This window comes from Glaciecola sp. XM2, from assembly GCF_018595715.1.
Classification (GTDB): domain Bacteria; phylum Pseudomonadota; class Gammaproteobacteria; order Enterobacterales; family Alteromonadaceae; genus Glaciecola.
Window position 1 is genome coordinate 22,988 of sequence record NZ_JAHEOJ010000024.1, and the last position, 19,181, is coordinate 42,168.

The 19,181-nt window shown below is 44.6% G+C and carries 20 protein-coding genes; 13 read left to right on the forward strand and 7 right to left on the reverse strand.

Annotated elements, in window-relative coordinates; genetic code table 11:
- Positions 1-3 precede the first annotated feature (3 nt).
- Positions 4-234 (reverse strand): PGPGW domain-containing protein, encoded by a 231-nt coding sequence (locus KJ365_RS10195; RefSeq protein WP_214451551.1) that lies wholly within the window; start codon positions 232-234, stop codon positions 4-6.
- A gap of 18 nt (positions 235-252) precedes the next feature.
- Positions 253-453 (reverse strand): PLDc N-terminal domain-containing protein, encoded by a 201-nt coding sequence (locus KJ365_RS10200; protein ID WP_214451552.1) that lies wholly within the window; start codon positions 451-453, stop codon positions 253-255.
- A gap of 305 nt (positions 454-758) precedes the next feature.
- Here KJ365_RS10200 and KJ365_RS10205 point away from each other — a divergent pair, with 305 nt between their 5' ends.
- From KJ365_RS10205 to KJ365_RS10220, 4 genes are all read left to right on the forward strand, one after another.
- Entirely contained in the window at positions 759-1,427 is a 669-nt protein-coding gene (locus KJ365_RS10205; RefSeq protein WP_214451553.1) for a glutathione S-transferase family protein, read from the forward strand.
- Positions 1,428-1,534: 107 nt separating this feature from the next.
- Complete coding sequence (locus KJ365_RS10210) at positions 1,535-2,458, forward strand: ABC transporter ATP-binding protein (protein WP_214451554.1); 924 nt, start codon at positions 1,535-1,537, stop codon at positions 2,456-2,458.
- Positions 2,451-3,620 (forward strand): ABC transporter permease, encoded by a 1,170-nt coding sequence (locus KJ365_RS10215; protein WP_214451555.1) that lies wholly within the window; start codon positions 2,451-2,453, stop codon positions 3,618-3,620. Before KJ365_RS10210 ends, KJ365_RS10215 begins: the two co-directional genes overlap by 8 nt.
- Positions 3,621-3,653: 33 nt before the next feature.
- Positions 3,654-4,334, forward strand: a complete 681-nt coding sequence (locus KJ365_RS10220; RefSeq protein ID WP_214451556.1) for a YceH family protein — start codon at positions 3,654-3,656, stop codon at positions 4,332-4,334.
- 43 nt (positions 4,335-4,377) lie between these two features.
- On the opposite strand, the gene pmbA is transcribed toward KJ365_RS10220, so the two are convergent.
- Entirely contained in the window at positions 4,378-5,709 is a 1,332-nt protein-coding gene (gene pmbA / locus KJ365_RS10225; RefSeq protein WP_214451557.1) for a metalloprotease PmbA, read from the reverse strand.
- A gap of 175 nt (positions 5,710-5,884) precedes the next feature.
- Between pmbA and yjgA the strand changes: the two genes are divergently transcribed.
- Positions 5,885-6,418, forward strand: coding sequence for a ribosome biogenesis factor YjgA (yjgA, locus tag KJ365_RS10230; protein ID WP_214451558.1), 534 nt, complete (start codon positions 5,885-5,887; stop codon positions 6,416-6,418).
- Positions 6,419-6,478: 60 nt separating this feature from the next.
- Here the strand turns inward: yjgA and KJ365_RS10235 are convergent, their stop codons facing one another.
- Together KJ365_RS10235 and KJ365_RS10240 are read right to left on the reverse strand one after the other, a co-directional pair.
- Positions 6,479-8,479, reverse strand: a complete 2,001-nt coding sequence (locus KJ365_RS10235; protein ID WP_214451559.1) for an alpha/beta hydrolase family protein — start codon at positions 8,477-8,479, stop codon at positions 6,479-6,481.
- Entirely contained in the window at positions 8,472-9,101 is a 630-nt protein-coding gene (locus KJ365_RS10240) for a hypothetical protein (RefSeq protein ID WP_214451560.1), read from the reverse strand. The genes KJ365_RS10235 and KJ365_RS10240 overlap by 8 nt, the downstream gene beginning before the upstream one ends.
- A gap of 158 nt (positions 9,102-9,259) precedes the next feature.
- Here KJ365_RS10240 and KJ365_RS10245 point away from each other — a divergent pair, with 158 nt between their 5' ends.
- Positions 9,260-11,002 carry a hypothetical protein gene (locus tag KJ365_RS10245; RefSeq protein ID WP_214451561.1) on the forward strand — a complete coding sequence of 581 codons (1,743 nt, stop codon included), beginning with the start codon at positions 9,260-9,262 and terminating at the stop codon, positions 11,000-11,002.
- 22 nt (positions 11,003-11,024) lie between these two features.
- A complete protein-coding gene (locus tag KJ365_RS10250) occupies positions 11,025-11,888 on the forward strand; it encodes an SDR family NAD(P)-dependent oxidoreductase (RefSeq protein WP_214451562.1) in 864 nt (287 codons plus the stop codon).
- 25 nt (positions 11,889-11,913) lie between these two features.
- Here the strand turns inward: KJ365_RS10250 and KJ365_RS10255 are convergent, their stop codons facing one another.
- Positions 11,914-12,378, reverse strand: a complete 465-nt coding sequence (locus KJ365_RS10255; RefSeq protein WP_214451563.1) for a MarR family winged helix-turn-helix transcriptional regulator — start codon at positions 12,376-12,378, stop codon at positions 11,914-11,916.
- Positions 12,379-12,562: 184 nt separating this feature from the next.
- On the opposite strand from KJ365_RS10255, the gene hppD reads away from it, so the two are divergent.
- The 4 genes from hppD to KJ365_RS10275 all read left to right on the forward strand — a co-directional run bounded on the left by hppD (position 12,563) and on the right by KJ365_RS10275 (position 16,625).
- Complete coding sequence (gene hppD, locus KJ365_RS10260; RefSeq protein ID WP_214451564.1) at positions 12,563-13,657, forward strand: 4-hydroxyphenylpyruvate dioxygenase; 1,095 nt, start codon at positions 12,563-12,565, stop codon at positions 13,655-13,657.
- Complete coding sequence (locus KJ365_RS10265) at positions 13,657-14,208, forward strand: VOC family protein (protein ID WP_214451565.1); 552 nt, start codon at positions 13,657-13,659, stop codon at positions 14,206-14,208. The genes hppD and KJ365_RS10265 overlap by 1 nt, the downstream gene beginning before the upstream one ends.
- Positions 14,205-15,215: a fumarylacetoacetate hydrolase family protein gene (locus KJ365_RS10270; RefSeq protein WP_214451566.1), complete on the forward strand. Its 1,011-nt coding sequence runs from the start codon at positions 14,205-14,207 to the stop codon at positions 15,213-15,215. Before KJ365_RS10265 ends, KJ365_RS10270 begins: the two co-directional genes overlap by 4 nt.
- A gap of 123 nt (positions 15,216-15,338) precedes the next feature.
- Entirely contained in the window at positions 15,339-16,625 is a 1,287-nt protein-coding gene (locus KJ365_RS10275) for a M24 family metallopeptidase (RefSeq protein ID WP_214451567.1), read from the forward strand.
- A 70-nt stretch (positions 16,626-16,695) separates the two neighbouring features.
- Here KJ365_RS10275 and KJ365_RS10280 read toward each other — a convergent pair whose 3' ends face one another.
- Complete coding sequence (locus KJ365_RS10280; RefSeq protein WP_214451568.1) at positions 16,696-16,947, reverse strand: HP1242/YdcH family protein; 252 nt, start codon at positions 16,945-16,947, stop codon at positions 16,696-16,698.
- A gap of 241 nt (positions 16,948-17,188) precedes the next feature.
- On the opposite strand from KJ365_RS10280, the gene KJ365_RS10285 reads away from it, so the two are divergent.
- Together KJ365_RS10285 and KJ365_RS10290 are read left to right on the forward strand one after the other, a co-directional pair.
- On the forward strand, positions 17,189-17,830 hold the full coding sequence (locus KJ365_RS10285) for a DNA-J related domain-containing protein (RefSeq protein WP_250884157.1): 642 nt from the start codon (positions 17,189-17,191) through the stop codon (positions 17,828-17,830).
- Positions 17,831-17,960: 130 nt separating this feature from the next.
- A complete protein-coding gene (locus tag KJ365_RS10290; protein WP_214451569.1) occupies positions 17,961-19,163 on the forward strand; it encodes a serine hydrolase domain-containing protein in 1,203 nt (400 codons plus the stop codon).
- Positions 19,164-19,181: the final 18 nt, after the last annotated feature.

Genomic DNA, 19,181 nt, shown 5'->3' on the forward strand with positions numbered 1-19,181 from the left:
CCCTTAACGATAGCGTCTGTTGCGCAATTTGCTGTCAAGCCATTGAGCGCTTGTGCGCATCATGCGCATACATTTTTTAAGATATGTTTTTGCTACTGGGTACTCGTGACTCAATATATACAAGCCCGGAATAATCAACAGCAACGACGGACCCGGTATGATGACAAAAATCAGTCCAAGGAGGACTAAGAAGCCTCCAATTAGACTGATCAGTGATTTTTTCATTAAGCGCATTAGCCTTCCCTAGATAAATTAGTAGTGAGTTCTCTCACCCTTTAAAGGCGCAAGTAGCCAGTAGAATACCCAGGCAAACCAAGATACAAAAATCACGGCAAGAATCCATGCGGCCTTTTCACCGCCAGACGTGCGGTTCGATGTTATTATTACCAACAGCGGAATCAACCAAATCACCGCGCCAATCAAAAATACAAAGATCCCAAATATCGCTTCCATTATTATTTTCCTCTTTTAGCATATTCAGTGTTAGCTCGTTTCGAAAAAGCTCACTGTAAAACTAACATAGCAAGGTGGATGCCAAACATTTAAGTTAATAAAAACAATGCATTACATTATTGAGAATAGTGTCACAAAGCCTGAGGTGGTCTAATACGCCAAATTGTGGTGCTTTTGTTTATTTTTACTAGTAATCGATGAATACATAACTATCACCAAGAGAATGTGGTGTTTAGTGCGTTTTGTAGCAAGATATAGGTTGGCATTAATTACCTATTTGAACCCATTTTTCAACGGAGCCCAATATGTTAAAACTCTACGGATTTGACGTAAGCAACTACTACAACATGATCAAGTTAGCGCTTGCGCTTAAAGGGCTTGATTATGAAGCGGTGATGACCTACCCGCATCAATCACCAGAGTACTTGGATATTTCACCCACTGGAAAAGTGCCCGCATTACAAACAAGCGATGGCGTCTTAATTGAGACAAATGTTGTATTGGAATATTTAGATGAGATTGCCCCTCACACCCCATTAATTTTTGGCAATGCATTTGAGCGTGCGCGCATTCGTGAACTGATGAAAATGATAGAGCTTTATGTCGAATTACCTGCTCGTAGATGTCATACCGAGGCATTTTGGGGCGTTCCGGTGCATGAAGTTACCAAAAAAGAGGTCAAAAGAGCTTTGCTTAATGGCATGCAAGCAGTTGCTAGAGCCGCATCATTTTCTCCATACATTGCTGGCGACAAGTTGAGTGCCGCAGACATCTTCTTCTTATATTCTGCTGACCTAGCCTCAAGCGTCGCTAAAAAGCTTTACGATATCGATTTGCTCGAACATGCGCCAGGCGCACAAGCATTAATGGACAAACTCAACGCCATGCCTGAAGTACAAAAAATTGCCCAAGACAGAAAAGCTGCAGGACCGGCGTTCGCCGCGTATTTAGAGAAAGCGTTTCAAAAGAAATAGAGCATTAATGGCTATGGCGCGCAATCACACTGGTATTGGGCTCATAGCTGCTATATTCTAGCGCTTTGGTTTGAACAAGAATCGCCTAGGCCCATCAAGGATGTGAAATGCAACTCTCAGTTGAGAATATCAGTAAACAATATGCCTCCGTACTAGCAGTAAATGAGCTATCGTTTTCTGTCCATACCGGTGAGATATTTGCGATTTTAGGCCCTAACGGGGCGGGTAAATCATCTACCATCCGCATGTTAATTGGCTTGACTCAAGCCGATAGCGGAACCATTGAGTTTACAAGCCGCAATGGTCAAAAACATAAGCGTTTAATAAGTGAAGACTTTGGTTATTTGCCTGAAGAGCGAGGCTTGTTTCAAGAAAGCTCACTTATAAACACCCTAGTCTATATTGGCCAACTCAAGGGCATGAGCAAACAAGAGGCGATAACCGCTAGTGAGGATTGGCTTGACCGCTTTGATTTATCATCTCGAAAAAACGATGCGCTAAAGACCCTTTCAAAAGGCAATCAGCAAAAGGTGCAACTGATCAGCGCCATCATTCACAAACCAAGTATTGCATTTTTAGATGAGCCATTCTCAGGACTCGACCCAATCAATCAAGAAAAAGTCATAGAGTTTTTAATTGCCTTAAAAGCGCAAGGCACCACTATTATTTTAAGCGCCCATCAAATGTCTTTAGTCGAAAAGCTTGCTGACCGCTTTTTACTTATGGATAAAGGCGGTGCATCTTTATATGGTGACCTCAAATCAATTCGCACGCAGTCAAATTTGGGAGCAAGCTTACAATTGCAGTTTGACACCCCAGTAGATTGCGCCGAGTTTGAAGCGCTAGACGGAGTAATAGACGTGTCTAAAGTGGATGATGCCAACATTCATATCAGTCTTACCCCAAGCGCTTCTATTCCAGATTTGTTGAAACATATTTTACAGCACCATCAAGTACAAAGCCTTCAATCGGCGCAGCCGTCATTGCATGATATTTACCTTAACAGCCTGCAAGGAGGAGCACATGAATAAGACAATGTTGGTTGCTCGCTGGGAGTTCATGCGTAATTTTAAATGGAAGCAAGAGATTATCGGCTATTTGATGATGCTAGTGATTTATCTGGCAATCTTTGCGGTACAGGTATGGGAATCTTCTAGTCAGCAAAAGCTAGTGACCCTTGGGATTATGGGGTCGGTGGAAGTCGAATTAGACGAATCTTTCACATTAAGTGAACTGCCCGATGACCTAACTAGAGCCCAAATATTTAAGGAGATTGACAATTTAAACCTAGACGCCGTTTTGCAAAAGACCGACGTAGATGCATTCACCCTGTATGCACCTCAGCAAAGCAAATGGCAAGACGAGCTTGAAGCACAACTCAGTGCACAGTTTCAAAGCCAACAGTTGTCATCACTTGCATTAACAAAAGAACAATTTGATGAATTGCTTAACCCCATATCCTTTCGCTTTGTCAATAAGGTGGAAGAAAGTGAAGGGGCCAGTACGCAAGCCTTGGGAATATTCGCTGCCATCTTGAGCGCCATTGCAGTTTTTACTAGCTTTGGACTATCAATGACCTCTGTCACACAAGAGAAACAACAGCGTATCACCGAGCAGCTTTTAACCTGTATTTCACACCAGCAATGGGTCGACGGTAAAACCCTAGGACTCTGTTTTTCGAGCTTGAAAAGCTTATTTACCACAACGGTATTTGCGTTTGTGATCATGCTAGGGATTGCAGCATTTACCCAGCAGTCGAATCTGCTTGCCGATGTCACGGTTATTATGGGCGTGAAAATACTGCTCTTTTGTACCATAGGGATCTTGTTCTGGAACTACGTATTTGTTGGCTTTTCAGCGACCATAGATGATGTAAATCACAGCGGAAAGACAAGCGTAATGCTGTTGCCAATGGTGCCGATTATGTTGGCTTTTTCTGTCACCGATGAGCCCAATGGGCAGGTTGCAACAGTGTTGTCGATGTTCCCACTTACATCCATAAGCTTTATGCCCATGCGCATTGCCTCAATGGACGTTCCGCTATGGCAAATTGCCACGTCACTAGCCTTATTGATCGCCACACTGTATTACGCGCGCTTATTCGCGTCGCGCGTCTTTCGTGCCAACATAACCCTGTTTGGCAAAGAGCCTAGTTGGACAGAGATCTGGCGCTCGATGCTAAAATCGGACTAATTATTACAGCTATTACAAAGAGGAAGTATCAATATGCTAGTGCAGCTCACCGAACACCAAGCACGCGTGATTGGCGTGTTGATTGAAAAGGAAATCACCACGCCTGACCAATACCCTTTGTCATTGAATGCGCTTACCCTTGGGTGCAATCAAAAAAGCAGTCGCGACCCTGTCATGCAGCTCTCAGAAAGCGATGTACAAGAGATTCTTGATGAGCTTAGAGCCAAAAACCTCTTGTTTGAGCATCAAAGCAGCGGCTCACGGGTGGTGAAATATAAACATCGCTTCTGTAATACCGAGTTTAGCGATTTGAAATTTACGCCGCAGCAATTAGCCATTGTATGCGTTTTGCTGTTAAGAGGCCCGCAAACGCCTGGCGAACTTCGCACAAGAACTAATCGCTTGGCACAATTTGCCAATGTCACAGAGGTAGAAGCGGCGCTTGATTCACTTACCGATTTTAATAGCGAAACATTGGTGGTAAAACTGGCAAGAGAGCCGGGGAAACGCGAATCGAGATTTGCGCACTTATTTAGTGGCGACGTGGCGTTTGAAAAAAGCACTGAATCAAACGCACACGAACAAAGCAGCTCGCACAGCAATTACGGCGCACAAGATAATGAGCTTGCGCAAGCCCTTGTGCGAATCGAAACACTAGAAGAACAAGTTACCACGCTAACGCAGCGACTAAACGACTTAGAACAAATGCTGTAAAACGTTACTCGCGGGTGAAATCAATCATCACCCGCCATTACGCTTAACTGCCCGCGACCTGCATTTCGCTGACCAATACAGAACCCGTTTGCAAGGCCCCTCTTACTTCGCGAGTTTTGCCAATGGCGACAATGTTCATAAACATCTCTTTGAGGTTGCCGGCAATAGTAATCTCGTGCACCGGATATTGAATAACACCATTTTCAACCCAAAAGCCTGCAGCCCCTCGGCTATAATCACCATTAACAATGTTCACACCCTGGCCCATGAGTTCGGTTACAATTAAACCTGTGCCCATTTCTCTAAGCAGTGCTTCGTCAGAGTGTCCGGTATCGCTCACAATACAGTTATGTATGCCGCCAGCGTGTCCGTTGGTGGTTAAGCCAAGTTTGCGCGCTGAATAGCTGGTCAACAAATAGTGCTCTAGCATACCGTTTTTAATAATGTCCATGTCGGTAGTACGCACCCCTTCGTTATCAAACGGGCTACTTGCCAAGCCGCGTGCTAAATGCGGGCGCTCTTCAATGGTTAGCCAGTCTGGAAACACTTGTGTATTGATTGAATCTAGCAAAAATGATGACTTGCGATACAAACTGCCACCGCTAACCGCACTGACAAAGTGACCAAAGAGCCCTGAAGCAATATCACGGTGAAATAACACGGGCACTTTGGCGGTGTTAATCTTTCGAGCACCTAAACGTGAAACAGTATGCTCGGCGGCCAACTTACCAACGTGCTCCGCATGGTCTAGTTTGTTTGCCTCTCTTGATACGGTATATGCATAGTCGCGCTGCATATCATCGCCTTGCTGGGCGATGAGTACACAACTTAAGCTAAAGCGGCTGCTCGGATAACCCGCATTGATGCCCTGAGTATTGCCATATACGCGCACGCCTAAATTCGCGTTATAGCTTCCGCCGTCAGAATTCACAATACGTTTGTCAGACTCTAGTCCGGCCTTTTCGGCAGCAAGCGCTTGTTCTAGCGCAAATTCAGCATCAAGATCTTGCGGATGATACAAATCTAAATCCGGAATATCTTGAGCGATCATGTCTTTATCGGCGAGCCCTGAACAGTCGTCCTCACTGGTGTATTTGGCTATTTCAATGGCTTTTTCGACCGTCAGTCGCAGTGCATCCGGACTTAAATCTGCGGTAGACGCATTGCCTTTTTTCTTGCCAACGAACACGCATACACCCAACCCACCGTCGTTAGTAAATTCAACCGTTTCGACTTCCTGCATCCGCGAGGTCACTGAAATCCCCTGCACTTTTGACATGCTTGCTTCGGCAGCTGTCGCACCTAGTTTTTTGGCCAACGCTAGGGTTTCGTCTACCACATTTTGAATTTCGCTAAGCTGCTGCTCTACCTGCATAGTATTCGTATCACTTTTTCAAACGTTAAATAAAAAGGGTGTAGCCTCTATTTGAGCGCTAACGAAGTGCGCAAAGCCCGCAAGTTATCCTGCGCGCTCAACAAGTCGTTATGCTTTCAAATGTAGCCCTGTTACAATCTCGCCAGTTTAGCATTAATGATATGAAAAAACGCCCATGAATAATGACGCTTTTGACTCTGACGAATTTAGCTCAGAGTATGACCCCAACGAATTTAGTAGTAAAACGCAGTTAAAGCAGGCATCCGAGGAACTCAAAAAGCTGGGTTTAGAATTGATGAGCCTAACCAAAGGCGAACGTCAGAAACTAGCGCTTGACGACGAACTTGAGCAAGCCCTTGAATTAGCGGCAAAGATAAACCGAAAGAAAGAGGGCTTTAGGCGCCAAGTGCAGCTCGTTGGAAAGCTATTGCGCCAGCGCGATGTCGCGCCGATTAAACTGCATTTAGACAAACTGAAAAATGCGCATACTCATGACGTACAACTTTTTCATGTCATTGAATTAAAGAGAGATCTATTGATCAAGCAAGGCGATGACGGTGTGCAATCATTGTTAGAAGACCACCCTCAACTCGATAGACAAAAGCTTAGACAATTATTGCGCACCATCAACAAAGAACAAAAAGAGAATAAGCCACCCGCTGCCTCTAGAGCATTGTTTAAATATTTGAGAGAGCACATTACCTCATAAGAGCAAACCAAGCGCGACTCACTTAATAAACGAGTGCTCAGCTAAAAGGGAACTTACCTACTATTGAGAGCCGGCTAATTGCTCATTTACATAACTTAACACTCGTTGAAACAGGCGAACACGCTGGTCATCTTCTGCAAAGTGATGATCAGCTTCTTCAAATAGCTCCCATTCAAACGCAACGTCAGTTTGCTCCATAATTAGCTTTAACCGAAACGCATGCTCCACACTCACTCGCTCATCTTTTGCACCATGGATTAACAACAACGGCACTCTCAATTGCTCAATTTGATACAAAGGTGAAATTGCATAAAGCTCATCGTAGTCATCATATGGGTCACCTACATATTCTTTGAGCCACCTTTGCTGCGACGTGTTGATATATGCACCTTTTAAAAATAAGTTAACGTCGGTAACGCCAGCGATACTCACCGCACATGCAAACAAGTCTGGGTGCTTGAGAGCGAGCATAAGTGAAGCATAACCACCATAACTCATACCAACCACGCAGGTGTTCTTCGCGTTAATATACGCCAGTGCCTGCACTTTTTGAGTTGCAGCGAAGATTTCGAGCAACATGTTTTTGCCCCATTGCTTTTTACCCGCGTCTCTATGGGCAAGTCCATATCCTCCTGAGCCTTGAAAGTTGACGCGCAAAACCGCATATCCATTTGCCGCAAAAAATTGGGTGATAGGGTCAAAATAAGGCGTATCAAATACGTCAAACGGACCGCCATGAGGCATCAAAATAAGCGGCGCTGGAGAATTATCGGTTGCACCCTCCGGCAGCGTCAGTATGTATGGGATTTGTGCACCATTGACTAACAGCTTGTCTACTATTTGACGAGACGAAAATGGTTCCGGCACCTTAGAATAGTGCCTAAGTACTTCTACTGGCTGGGCTTGCTGCTGCTCTAGCCAAAAGGATCCTGGCTCGTTGTGCGCTTCTCGATAGACCAGCGACGTTTGTGCGTTGACACTTTGATCACGCACAAACTCTAATCGCTGTGACACATTTCTCAGTGGTTGACGATCAAAATAACGCTCTTTGTACATGCCTTCTTCAACCACCACCACGCCGATAGCTTCTTTATCCGCTGAAAAAATAAGATCCTTTATCGGCACCCCATCAGAGCTATAGACGGTTTCATATTGGTCAGTTTCATAATCAACCTTGAAAAGGTTTAGCGCATCGTCAGCATGAAAATCAATAGCATAAAACGTACGCTCATCGGCAACCTTTGCGATGGGCAAAAGCAATAGCTGCTTGTCAGCTTCCTGCGTATCTTCTTGGGCATTTTGCTCAAAATTTACAGCGCTTTCGTCCCAGGTTTTTAATACTTCAATAGCATAGGTGGCGCTTTGCTCTTCTTGCTGCAAAAGGGCTAATTGCATATCGCCATCCCCGGCAAAATAGACCACGGCTTCGGGCCGTCCAGAGGATTCAAAAAACCACCTGATCGCAAACCCATCAATTTCAACGACTACATTTTTCGCTACAAATTGCCCGCCATCAACACGGGTTAACTTACTGCGCTTTTGACCCACTTTCAGCAACTTTTCCACTTCAATTTTATACACCTTCGATTTTCGTGAAGTCCTCGAAAAGTAAAAAATCCCCGCTTGCTGCGGTGCCGCTTCAATCAAACGCCCAGGCGTTGAAACTTCATAAATAATAGGTGAGTCAGCACTAGCATTCACATCAATGATTACTAGGCGAGTTTGCGAGTTACGCTCGAGTAAAGTGCTTTCAACCTCTTCTTTATCGATTAGCACCGTCGCTATGTACTGATTATCTAGCCATTTGATGTCACGTAATAGCGTGTTTTCATCAAAAACGCTGGCTAAATCTACCGTATATTTCACCGACTGGCTTGCTGAGTCATACACATCAACTCGGCTCTGTGCCACTGACACGCTCGAAATAAGATAAGCATTACCATCGGGTGATAAACGAATATCAATGTTCGGCTTTTGCCCAAATAAAGCGTCAACAAGTGTACTTGCGTTGGTTACCCCACAAAACAAAAGCAGCATTACCAAGCAAAACTGTTTAGTCATTCGTCACTTCCTCTAATTTAGAGAAAAACGAGTCTCTGTAACCGGCCCCATGTGCAATCGGCCATTGAATATCGCTAAGCGCCACAAGCTCTGTTAATTCGGCATAATGCGTAGCAAACTGGTTGAGCCAAACCGCATTGATTGTATTTTTGCTCCTCAATTTACTGACATGCACAGTACCAATGTAGCTAATGTGATCTTCGCGAACTCTAAAGCGCCAAGTATCTTCGTTATCGGTACTGAGTTTGTATGGTAAGTCAAAATGAGGAACATCTATTTGCACAATCTGGTATAGACCCCGTGCTAGATTTAATGAAACGAAGCCGTCTCTTCCAGATAAATCAACGAGGATGGTGTCGCGCTTTGCACCAATAAAAGCTAATTCTTCTAGGTCATCTCGACTGTCGGCGAGGCTGCTTTGGTTGATTCTGCGAATGCTTAACGTCACGTTAGGTTGTTCGATATCCACATATAACACTGCGATACCTGCGCCTTTAAACTTAGCGTCTGGCAAAGTGAGCTCATCCCTCACTAGCCATTTTTCTTGTGCGTGACTTACGCTGCTAACGACAATACATACACTTATTATTAGGGTACTAAAAACATTTAACCTGCCATACATAAGACTTCCGTAATCTCCTAATGTTGTATATATTGTTGTCCTACAAAGTGCATATTCATCATACGCATGTTGCTTTCTATTTGTAAATTAATTACTTAACTAGCAATACTAATGGATAGTAAGGCCCGCATTGCAGAGCCATAAAAACAAGGATTCTCATGTCATCACGTCAACTCATCACTTTCACTCTTGTCGCGTTAACCTTGCTCCTAAACGGCTGCGCCAGCAATGTTAACTTAGCTAAAAACCTAAGCGAACAAGCAAGCGTCTCACCCGAGGAAGGCATCTTAGTTGCCAGAGTGATAAATACAACCGGCTATCGCCTACCGTTTAACCAACTCTTTTTTGACCCAAAAGATGTCAATGCGTCAAAAGAAATCAAAACCATATTGGCGTACTCGGAAAACAAACCGATTGGGGATAGCACCTTGTTTGCGGTGTCTTTACCACCAGGTGAATATTCGCTAAGTACCATTCGCTCTATTATTTTCCGAGGTGAGGGTTATTACACACGCGGTATGCCAGTTGCCCCAGAGTTTGGCGTATTTGACGTTAAAGCAGGTGCGGTAACTGACTTAGGCACCATTATTTATTACGCAAAGCCAAGTGATGGCATGTACAAAGATATCGCAATACGCTTGCCAGATTCAGCAAAAGGAGAAGTGCTAACAGAGTATTTCCCAAAATATGCGACCACCCAAAATAACATTTTGACATGGCAGGCAGATGAGCGAGACGAACAACGTTTCGCACAATACGCCAGCGCTGCCCAAAACCCCATTAGTTATTCAAGTGAAATTATGGCACCAGACGGTAGCTTATATTTTTTAGGTAAATTGGGCGTTTTACTTCGTTATTCACCTGACGATGGCTTTGAAACCTTAGCCGTAGATACCGACCTGCAACTAAATGCATTCGCACAAAACGACAACGGTGTTCGTGTCGTGGGCGGGTATGAAAGCGCGTTGTTTCTGCAAACTGATGATGCAGACTGGCAGCCTTTGACGTTGCCAAAAAATGCCACGGTACAACACATTTCGTTTTATCAAGAAAACCAGTTTGACGTTGTGTATAACACCGAGGAGCATGTTTTTGTGGCGCGTTACGATGTTGAGGATGCGTCTATGTCGACAGTGTTAAATACGTTTCGCTACCTCGACGGATGGGAATATTCCACCGACGAAGTAAACCCAAAGGCAAAACCACCTAAAGCAAGAAACATAAAATCAGTATGGATAACAGACGCAGAAGGACAAAAACGGCTGAATATCAGTGGCTATACAAAAGGACAATGGAACTATTTTGATAGCACCGACGAAAAAACCTTCCGCTTTAATGAAGACTCGTGGGAAATGAGCAGTGCGAGCAACGACCAAGAAATGACCTCGGTGTTAAATGCAGGGGCGGTTCAGCTAGGAATTAAAGAAGCTGGATTTTGGTCATGGACAGGCAACCCAAGTTACTTTATTAGGCCTGCTCGCACGGCTGATTGGCAGGAAGTCTCTACATCTATTTATGCTTGCGGTGAAGGTCAAGTAAAGCGGGCAAACAACATGTGCTCTGATGGCGAGAAAAATGTCAAAGCCAAGCGCGATTCCTTTTCTTTTATCTCTAGACCATGGTTTTGGGATGAAACAAATGGTCTGGCGATTGTTAACTTTTCAAGCTATGACTTTTGGACATCACAAACAAGCTCAGAGAAAAAGATTATCCTCACAAGCGATGCTGGATTAACGTGGGAATATAGCGAACTCACCTTGCCAGAAGCATACTGCAGTGGAATTGTAGGGGACGTAAAAGACCGGATATTGTTAACGTGTAATGGTGCAACAAGTGATTTCTATGAATCAACCGATAAGGCGGTAACATGGCAGCATATTCGCCAACAACAAGACTTTTAATGAAAAGTTCTACCAATAAATAATGAAATCATTTGTAGATAAAGTCTTCGTGATCACCGGTGCGGGCTCCGGTATAGGTCTGGCGCTTGCAAAAGCGCTAGATGCTAAAGGTGCCAAATTAGCATTAAGTGATATCAATGAAAAAGCACTGCTACAAACGGCAAACGGGCTGTCTCAACCTCCCCTGACGATGACATTTTCAGTCGCAGACAAAGCCGCGTGGCAAGTATTTAAAGACACAGTCATACAAACCTATGAGCGCGTTGATGGCATCATAAATAACGCCGGTATTTCTCATGAAGCTGTAGGCGCTGAATATTTACGAGAAGCCGACCTAAACACCATCATGGATATCAATTTCCATGGCGTGGTCAACGGCACGCAAACCTTTTTACCTGAAATACAAAAGTCTCCTGAAGGCAGCATCGTTAATATATCCAGCATTTTTGGCATTACTGGAATTGGATTGCAAAGCGCCTATTGCGCGTCGAAGTTTGCCGTTAAAGGCTATACCGAAAGTTTGCGCATGGAGGCGTTAAGTTACTACCCGAACCTAACGGTATCAGTAGTGCATCCCGGCGGCATCGACACACCTATTGCTGATAATGTCATTAGCTCAGGTACCCGCACACTAGAGGAGCGAGAAGCCGACAGCCGTAACTTCAAAAAGAGTTTTATCACGCCAGCGAGTAAAGCTGCACAGGTCATCGTTGATGGTATAAAGCACAAACGAGCGCGCATAGTGATTGGGCCTGACGCTAAACTTTTGGACTTCATTGCCCGATTGATGCCGGTAAGTTATTCAAAACTGATATTGGCACAAATGAAAAAACGCGCCTTGGTCAGCAAGGACATCCCTCTTCCGCTCGATAAACGTAAGCGCTAGGGATTAAACACGCAACAACACTTGCTTATGTGTCTGCCTTAATCGTCTGCGCATGCAAGTATAAACGGTCTATCATTTCGCTAAGCTGAGTCTGCTCTTGCTCGGATAAACAATCGAGCAGTGCCTTTTCATATTGCAATGACAGCGGAGCGATTTCTGCATATACCTCGTAACCGGTTTCAGACAAGGTAATTTCAGAACGCCGTTTATCGTCTCTTGCAATGCTTCGTTGCACTAATTTACGTTTCAATAAGTTGCTGATTGCACGGCTTATTAGCGATTTTTCAATTTGCGTTTTTACTGAAATCTCATCAGCAGACACACCAGGATACTCACCTAACACCGCCATAATGCGCCATTCAGTAATGGATAGGGCAAACTTATCTTTATAAATTTGCGCCACGATGCTACTGACCTTGTTTGACACAATGGATAATCGATAAGGCATGTAGCGCTCAAGCGCAAGCAAAGTTTCCGGTTGGTTCGTCATTTATCTCTCAATCATGTTGCGCCATACAAATAGATTTTTTAAGTCAAATCTGAGCATGTTACGTAATAGTAATATACATTAAACTTGACAATAGTTGCAATTACAACTAATTTAGTTGCACTTACAACTATTTGTATCCAAATACCCTTAGCGAGTCAATCGCTATATTTGAAAGGAGTAGATAATGGCTGATTTATTTGAAAATCCAATGGGCCTTGATGGCTTTGAATTTGTTGAGTTCACGGCGTTAGAAAAAGGCGTGTTAGAGCCTGTTTTTACGATGATGGGCTTCACAGAAGTGGCACGTCACAAGTCAAAAGATGTGGCGCTATGGCGTCAAGGCGACATCAACTTTATCACTAACTACACCAAAAACAGTCCAGCCTATTATTACGCCCTAGAGCATGGTCCATCAGCGTGCGGCATGGCTTTTCGCGTTAAAAATGCTCAAAAAGCCTACAAGCTAGCCCTTGAAAAAGGTGCACAACCTATCGATATGCAAACCGGCGCAATGGAATTAAGACTGCCTGCGATTAAAGGCATCGGCGGCGCGGCGCTTTATCTGATTGACCGCTACAAAGAAAATGAAACCATTTACGATATTGATTTTGAGTGGCTTGAAGGCGTGGATAAACACCCTGAAGGTTGTGGCTTCCACACCCTTGATCATCTTACCCACAATGTCTATCGCGGCCGCATGGACCATTGGGCTAAATTCTACGAAGACCTATTTAACTTCCGCGAAATTCGCTATTTCGATATCAAAGGCGAATACACAGGTCTGCTTTCAAAAGCGATGACAGCGCCAGACGGCAAAATCCGTATTCCACTAAACGAAGAAGCCGGCGGTGGCGGCGGTGGTCAAATCGAAGAGTTTTTGATGGCATATAATGGCGAGGGTATTCAACATATCGCCTTTGCATGTGACGACTTACCAGCATGCTGGGATCGTCTTAAAAAGCTCGGAATGCAGTTTATGACAGCGCCTCCTGAAACTTACTACAGTATGCTCGAAGAGCGTTTACCGGGTCACGGTGAGCCAGTAGATGAACTTAAAGCACGCGGTATTTTGTTAGACGGCACGACCGAAGGCGGCGAGCCACGTTTGTTATTACAAATATTCTCTGCAACCCTGCTTGGCCCTGTGTTTTTTGAGTTTATCCAGCGCAAAGAAGATCAAGGTTTCGGCGAAGGTAACTTTAAAGCATTGTTTGAGTCAATTGAGCGCGACCAAGTTGAGCGTGGCGTTATCAAAGGTGGCGAGAAGGAGTCTCTATAATGGCACTGTCACGTATTCATCATGTGGCATACCGTTGTAATGATGCAAAAGAAACGGTTGCCTTTTATCAAGAAAATCTCGGGATGGATTTTCAATTAGCGATTGCTGAAGACCAAGTGCCTTCAACTAAAGCGCCCGACCCATATATGCATGTATTTTTAGATGCAGGCAATGGCAACGTGTTGGCGTTTTTTGAGTTACCTAACTCGCCTCGTATGGGACGCGATACCAATACGCCTGAATGGGTGCAACACATTGCTTTTGAAGTGCCGTCTATGGAAGAGTTGCTGGCGTCTAAAGAAAAGCTAGAGAGCAACGGCATTGATGTGCTTGGACCAACCGATCACGGCATATTTAAGTCAATTTACTTTTTTGACCCAAATGGCCATCGCATTGAATTAGCCGCAAATACTCATACACCAGAAATGATGACTGAACTTAAGCGCGTTGCACCTGAAATGCTAGAAGAATGGTCGCAAACCAAAAAAGCGCCTAAGCACGCAGATTGGTTACACAATGGTGAAGGATTTAAAGGGAGTGCAAAAGCATGAAATTAGCAAGTGTACAGCATGGCCGAGACGGACAATTAGTTATCGTCAATAAAGCCTTAACGCACATGGTATCAGCACACGACATCGCCCCAACTTTGCAGTATGCATTAGACAACTGGGAGAGCGTAAAAGGCCATTTGCAAACGCGTTTTGACGATCTAGAAAGCGGCAAGCTCGAAGGCCAAGCGTTTGACCAAGCAAAATGTGCATCACCACTGCCACGCGCCTATCAATGGGCAGACGGCAGTGCTTACGTCAATCACGTTGAGCTTGTAAGAAAGGCCCGCGGTGCAGAAATGCCAGAATCATTTTGGACAGATCCACTTATGTACCAAGGCGGCTCGGATAGCTTTCTAGGTCCTCGCGAAGATATCGTGATGCCTCAAGACGAAGGTTTTGGCATCGATTTTGAGGCTGAAGTAGCGGTTATTACGGGCGACGTACCAATGGGCGTGAGTGCCCAAGATGCATTAAATTACGTGCGCTTAGTCATGATTGTAAACGACGTATCTTTACGCGGACTTATTCCTAACGAGCTTGGTAAAGGCTTCGGTTTTTTTCAGTCAAAACCCTCAAGTGCATTTAGCCCAATTGCAGTTACGCCAGAAGAGCTTGGAGATGCATGGCAAGACGGTAAGTTACATTTACCGTTAGTCTCTCACCTAAACGGCGTTAAGTTTGGTGAGCCTCATGCAGGCATCGACATGACTTTCCACTTTGGCCAGTTGATTGCTCATGCAGCGCGCACTCGCCCGCTAGAGACCGGCACAATTATCGGCTCTGGCACAGTGTCGAATAAACTCGACGGCGGCCCAGGCAAGCCTGTTAGTGATGGCGGCGTGGGTTATAGCTGTATTGCTGAAATTCGCATGATTGAGACCATACAAACGGGCGCAGCGGCCACTCCGTTTATGAAATTTGGTGACAGTGTGAGCATTGAAATGTTCGATGCCGACAATCAATCGATTTTCGGACAAATTGCGCAAACGGTAGTCAAGCAGGGATAAACCTTCGCTATATTGATTAGTTAAAATCTCGCTTCGGCGAGATTTTTTTGCCCAATAGCTTTTACTTCATAATTTCACTCATATGCCTTACTCTAGAATAAAACCGAGTTTCAAGGACTTATCATGCGTATTTTGTTATCTATCTGCTTACTGGCGACTTTAATGCTCAGTAACCAAGCCCTCGCCAACCCATGGATTGAAATAAGAAAAGAACGCATCAATACCCTGTTACCTGATGCCATTAAAACCGCAGGGGTAGATGCATGGCTAGTAATATGCCGCGAAAATGCCAACGACCCTTTGGCCAAACATATAGGGTGTGAAAATGCAGGGAAGACAGCTGTCTTTCTGTTTTATTTTGACAACGACACGTTTAAAACCTTAGCCTTTTCACCCATTGGCGAGGCGACGGCGCTAGCTGACAATAATGTTGTGCAAACGGTTATCCCCGTCGCCAGAGATGCATCGGCAATGCAAATGGCTGGCGCTTATCTTAAAGATAAAACACTTAATACTCTTGCCATCAATAGTTTTTCAGACAACCCGCAGGCGGACGGTTTAAGCCATAGCCAATATCTATCACTCACAAAGAGCTTAGGGCCAGAGCTTAGCGAAAAGCTAGTGAGCAGCGAGCGCTTAGTTTATGAGTGGTTAGCCCGAAAGCTCCCCGCTGAGATTGAAATTATGCGTGAAGCGGCAGCGCTAACCGCAAAATGGCAGCTCGAAGCATATGCGCAAGTGGTGCCTGGGAAAACCACCGATGCCGACGTAGCTGCGTTTTTAAAGCAAAAAATGAAAGAGGCAGGCGTGACCGACGCTTGGGCACCTGATCAAAACCCCAATGTGGTATCAGGCACAGACCGTGGGCATAGCCATGCGACGAACCGCGTCATTCAACCGGGAGATGTGATCCAAACCGACTTTGGCATTCGCGTATACGACAAATGGGTCACCGATATTCAACGCTTTGCCTACGTGCTTAAACCCGGTGAAACTAAGCCACCTGCCGACATAGCCTATTACTGGGAAAGCGCTAAACAAGGTCGAGACGCCGCTTTTGATGCCATGAAGCCGGGCGCCACAGGGCAGTCTGTCGACGCCGCCCAGCGCAAAGTGATGCAAGCGACGAACTCGCGCCCCGTAATGTGGAGCACAGGTCATCCGGTAGGTTATGTTGCCCATGATTCTGGTCCAGCATTTAGTGATGGTTTAAGCGACGCACCTAGAGAAACTGCTTTGTTGCCGCTTAAGCCCGGAATGACCTTCGCTTTCGATGGCTTTCATAGCTGGTTGTTAGAAACTGGAGAACCTAAAACCATTTCAGTGGAAGAAATGGTGGTAATTACCGAAACAGGCGCTGAATATTTAGTGCCGCCGCAGATAGATTTAGTACTGATATCGAGTGAGTAGATTATATAAATGATGCTATTGATGCACCTAACATTAGGCAGGCATCAATAGCAATGTGGGGACGGTCAGCTTACTGAGTGGCTTCTTCTTTTTGCAACAAGGCAAACAGCGTATCTTTTAGCTGCACGCGCTCTAACTTTAAGCCTTCTAAATAACTATCTTCAGTCGCTTTTGTGCCGCGTTCAATTTGGAAGACCTCATGATCGATTTCATGGTAGCGATCAAAGAGTTTTTCAAAATGCTTATCGTTCATCTTTAAATGACGAATTGTATGATGATGATCAGGAAATTCTTTTAATAGGCTATGCTTTTCTAATGACATGTTTTCATCCTCTTTGTCGGTTAGATTTCAATCAACGAACGAGCTGTTAATCGGCCGTTCGTTCGTGGTAATTTGTTGCTATCTTGTTAACGAATACTATGACAAATACCGAAAGGCTTTGTTTTGATCTGCATCATTTAAACTGCGTGGACTCAAAAAGAATGACAATCAATCATCGCATTTGACACAGCCTTAAGACCTGTTACGTTTATAAGTATATTTGTTGGATAAGCATGTAAATTTGCCGTCATCACCGCACGCACTTCAAGACGTATTAATCGATATTCTAGATACCATGCAAACTCAATTTGCAGATGGCATAAGTGAATATGACTTAATATCGGTATTACAAAAACCGCCTTACGCTTTATTTGACGAAGATGCCCTGCGCGATTCAATCACGCTTTTTGAAACACACTTTGTTTTGTTCAACGCTTTGTATCAATTACGCGTTCAATGGCGCACTGAAGGCATAGGCGAACTCATTATTGGTCCGACCAATATTTATTTATCTGATATAGCCATTGCTGCCCGGGGAATTGAGTTAGATGACCCGTTAGCTCGATACTACTTGGACTGGGCGAATCTGCATGACACCACACCAGAAGATGTTGAAAATCTATTAGACAGTTTTTGGCAAAAAATGGGGGCGACGCATTCTTTAAATAGCTTTAGTCAGCAAGACATACAAGACGCATTAAATTGCTTAGCATTTGAAAGCCTTGAGGGCTTAACGCTTTTGAAGCTGAAGCAGCAATACCGACGGTTACAGCACCTAAACCACCCCGACAAAGGCGGGTGCACAGAACAATCGAAGGCCCTCACCCACGCCTATTCTCAATTACGAAAGTACATGTTAAACAATGATAATAGTGCATCATAAGCATTTAAAAGTCACAGAGACTGTTTTTTGCGCGCCGCTATTGCGCGCTTTATTGTATGCTTAACGAAATGTTTAATTGACCTGCATATCAAAGGGTTGATGTTGGTTAGAAGTGATATAGGAATAATACATGAACGCAGTATTAAAATGGGTTAGCGTAACCGTTATCAGTCTTGCAATACTTTTCGGCGCTGCTTGGTGGTACATCGGCTCAGACTGGCGCGGTTTGCTGTCAGATTTGCCTACCGACGCCAATGTGCTTTTTTGGAGTCAAAACCAACGCGAATACGCGTTCAAAATGATGGATCAATTGCCTGCGTTAGCGCAATCTAGCGTCATCGCCGCAAGTGACAATCCCAAAAAGCTCGGTGAAGGCGAGGCCATTAATTTCAATACAAATATAGAACAGTTCTTTGATGAGCAAAGCTTAGCAGGAATGTTAGTACTGCATAAAGGAGATATTCGCTTTGAACGTTATGGCCTTGGTCATTCACCAGAGAAACGATGGACAAGCTTTTCAGTAGCCAAATCTTTTACTGCAAGCTTAGTGGGTATTGCACTTAAAGAAGGTCACATCAGCAGTTTAGACGACAGCGTATCTCAGTACATTGAGGACCTGAAAGGTTCGGTATATGACGGCGTAAGTGTTTCTCAACTTCTTACCATGACCTCTGGCGTAAAGTGGAACGAGAGCTATACCGATCCACAGTCAGACGTAGCCCTATTTAATCAGCACAAAGCCGCTGATGGCCTACCTACTATTGTTAGCTATATGCAAAACGCGGAGCGCGCACATCCTGCCGAAGAAAAATGGCTTTACTCAACGGGCGAAACGAACTTAATTGGCATATTAGTCGAGCAAGCCACGGGCGTCCCGATTGCGCAATATCTTACCGAAAAAATATGGCAGCCTTATGGCATGGCCGACCAAGCAAGCTGGCTATTAGGAGCTGACGGAAACGAAATCTCGGGCTGCTGTATACAAGCAAGTTTGCGTGACTATGCTCGCTATGGATTATTCGTTCTAGACGAAGGTAAGATCGATGGTCAGTCTATACTACCTGAGGGCTTTTTAGCGGCGGCAACCACAAAGCAAGCCGATATCGGCAGTGAAGGCAAAGGTTATGGCTACCAGTGGTGGACCTTTGATGATGGCACCTTTACTGCCAGAGGTATATTTGGTCAGACCATTTTTATCGACCCAACGCGTCAGCTTGTGGTGGCGATGAACGGCAATTGGCCAAATGCTAGCGAGCCTGAACTGAACGCCAAGCGCTTTGAGTTAATCAACGAAATTCAAAACATTATCGACCAAGAAAACGTAAGCAACTAACGCCAATAACAAGCAGGA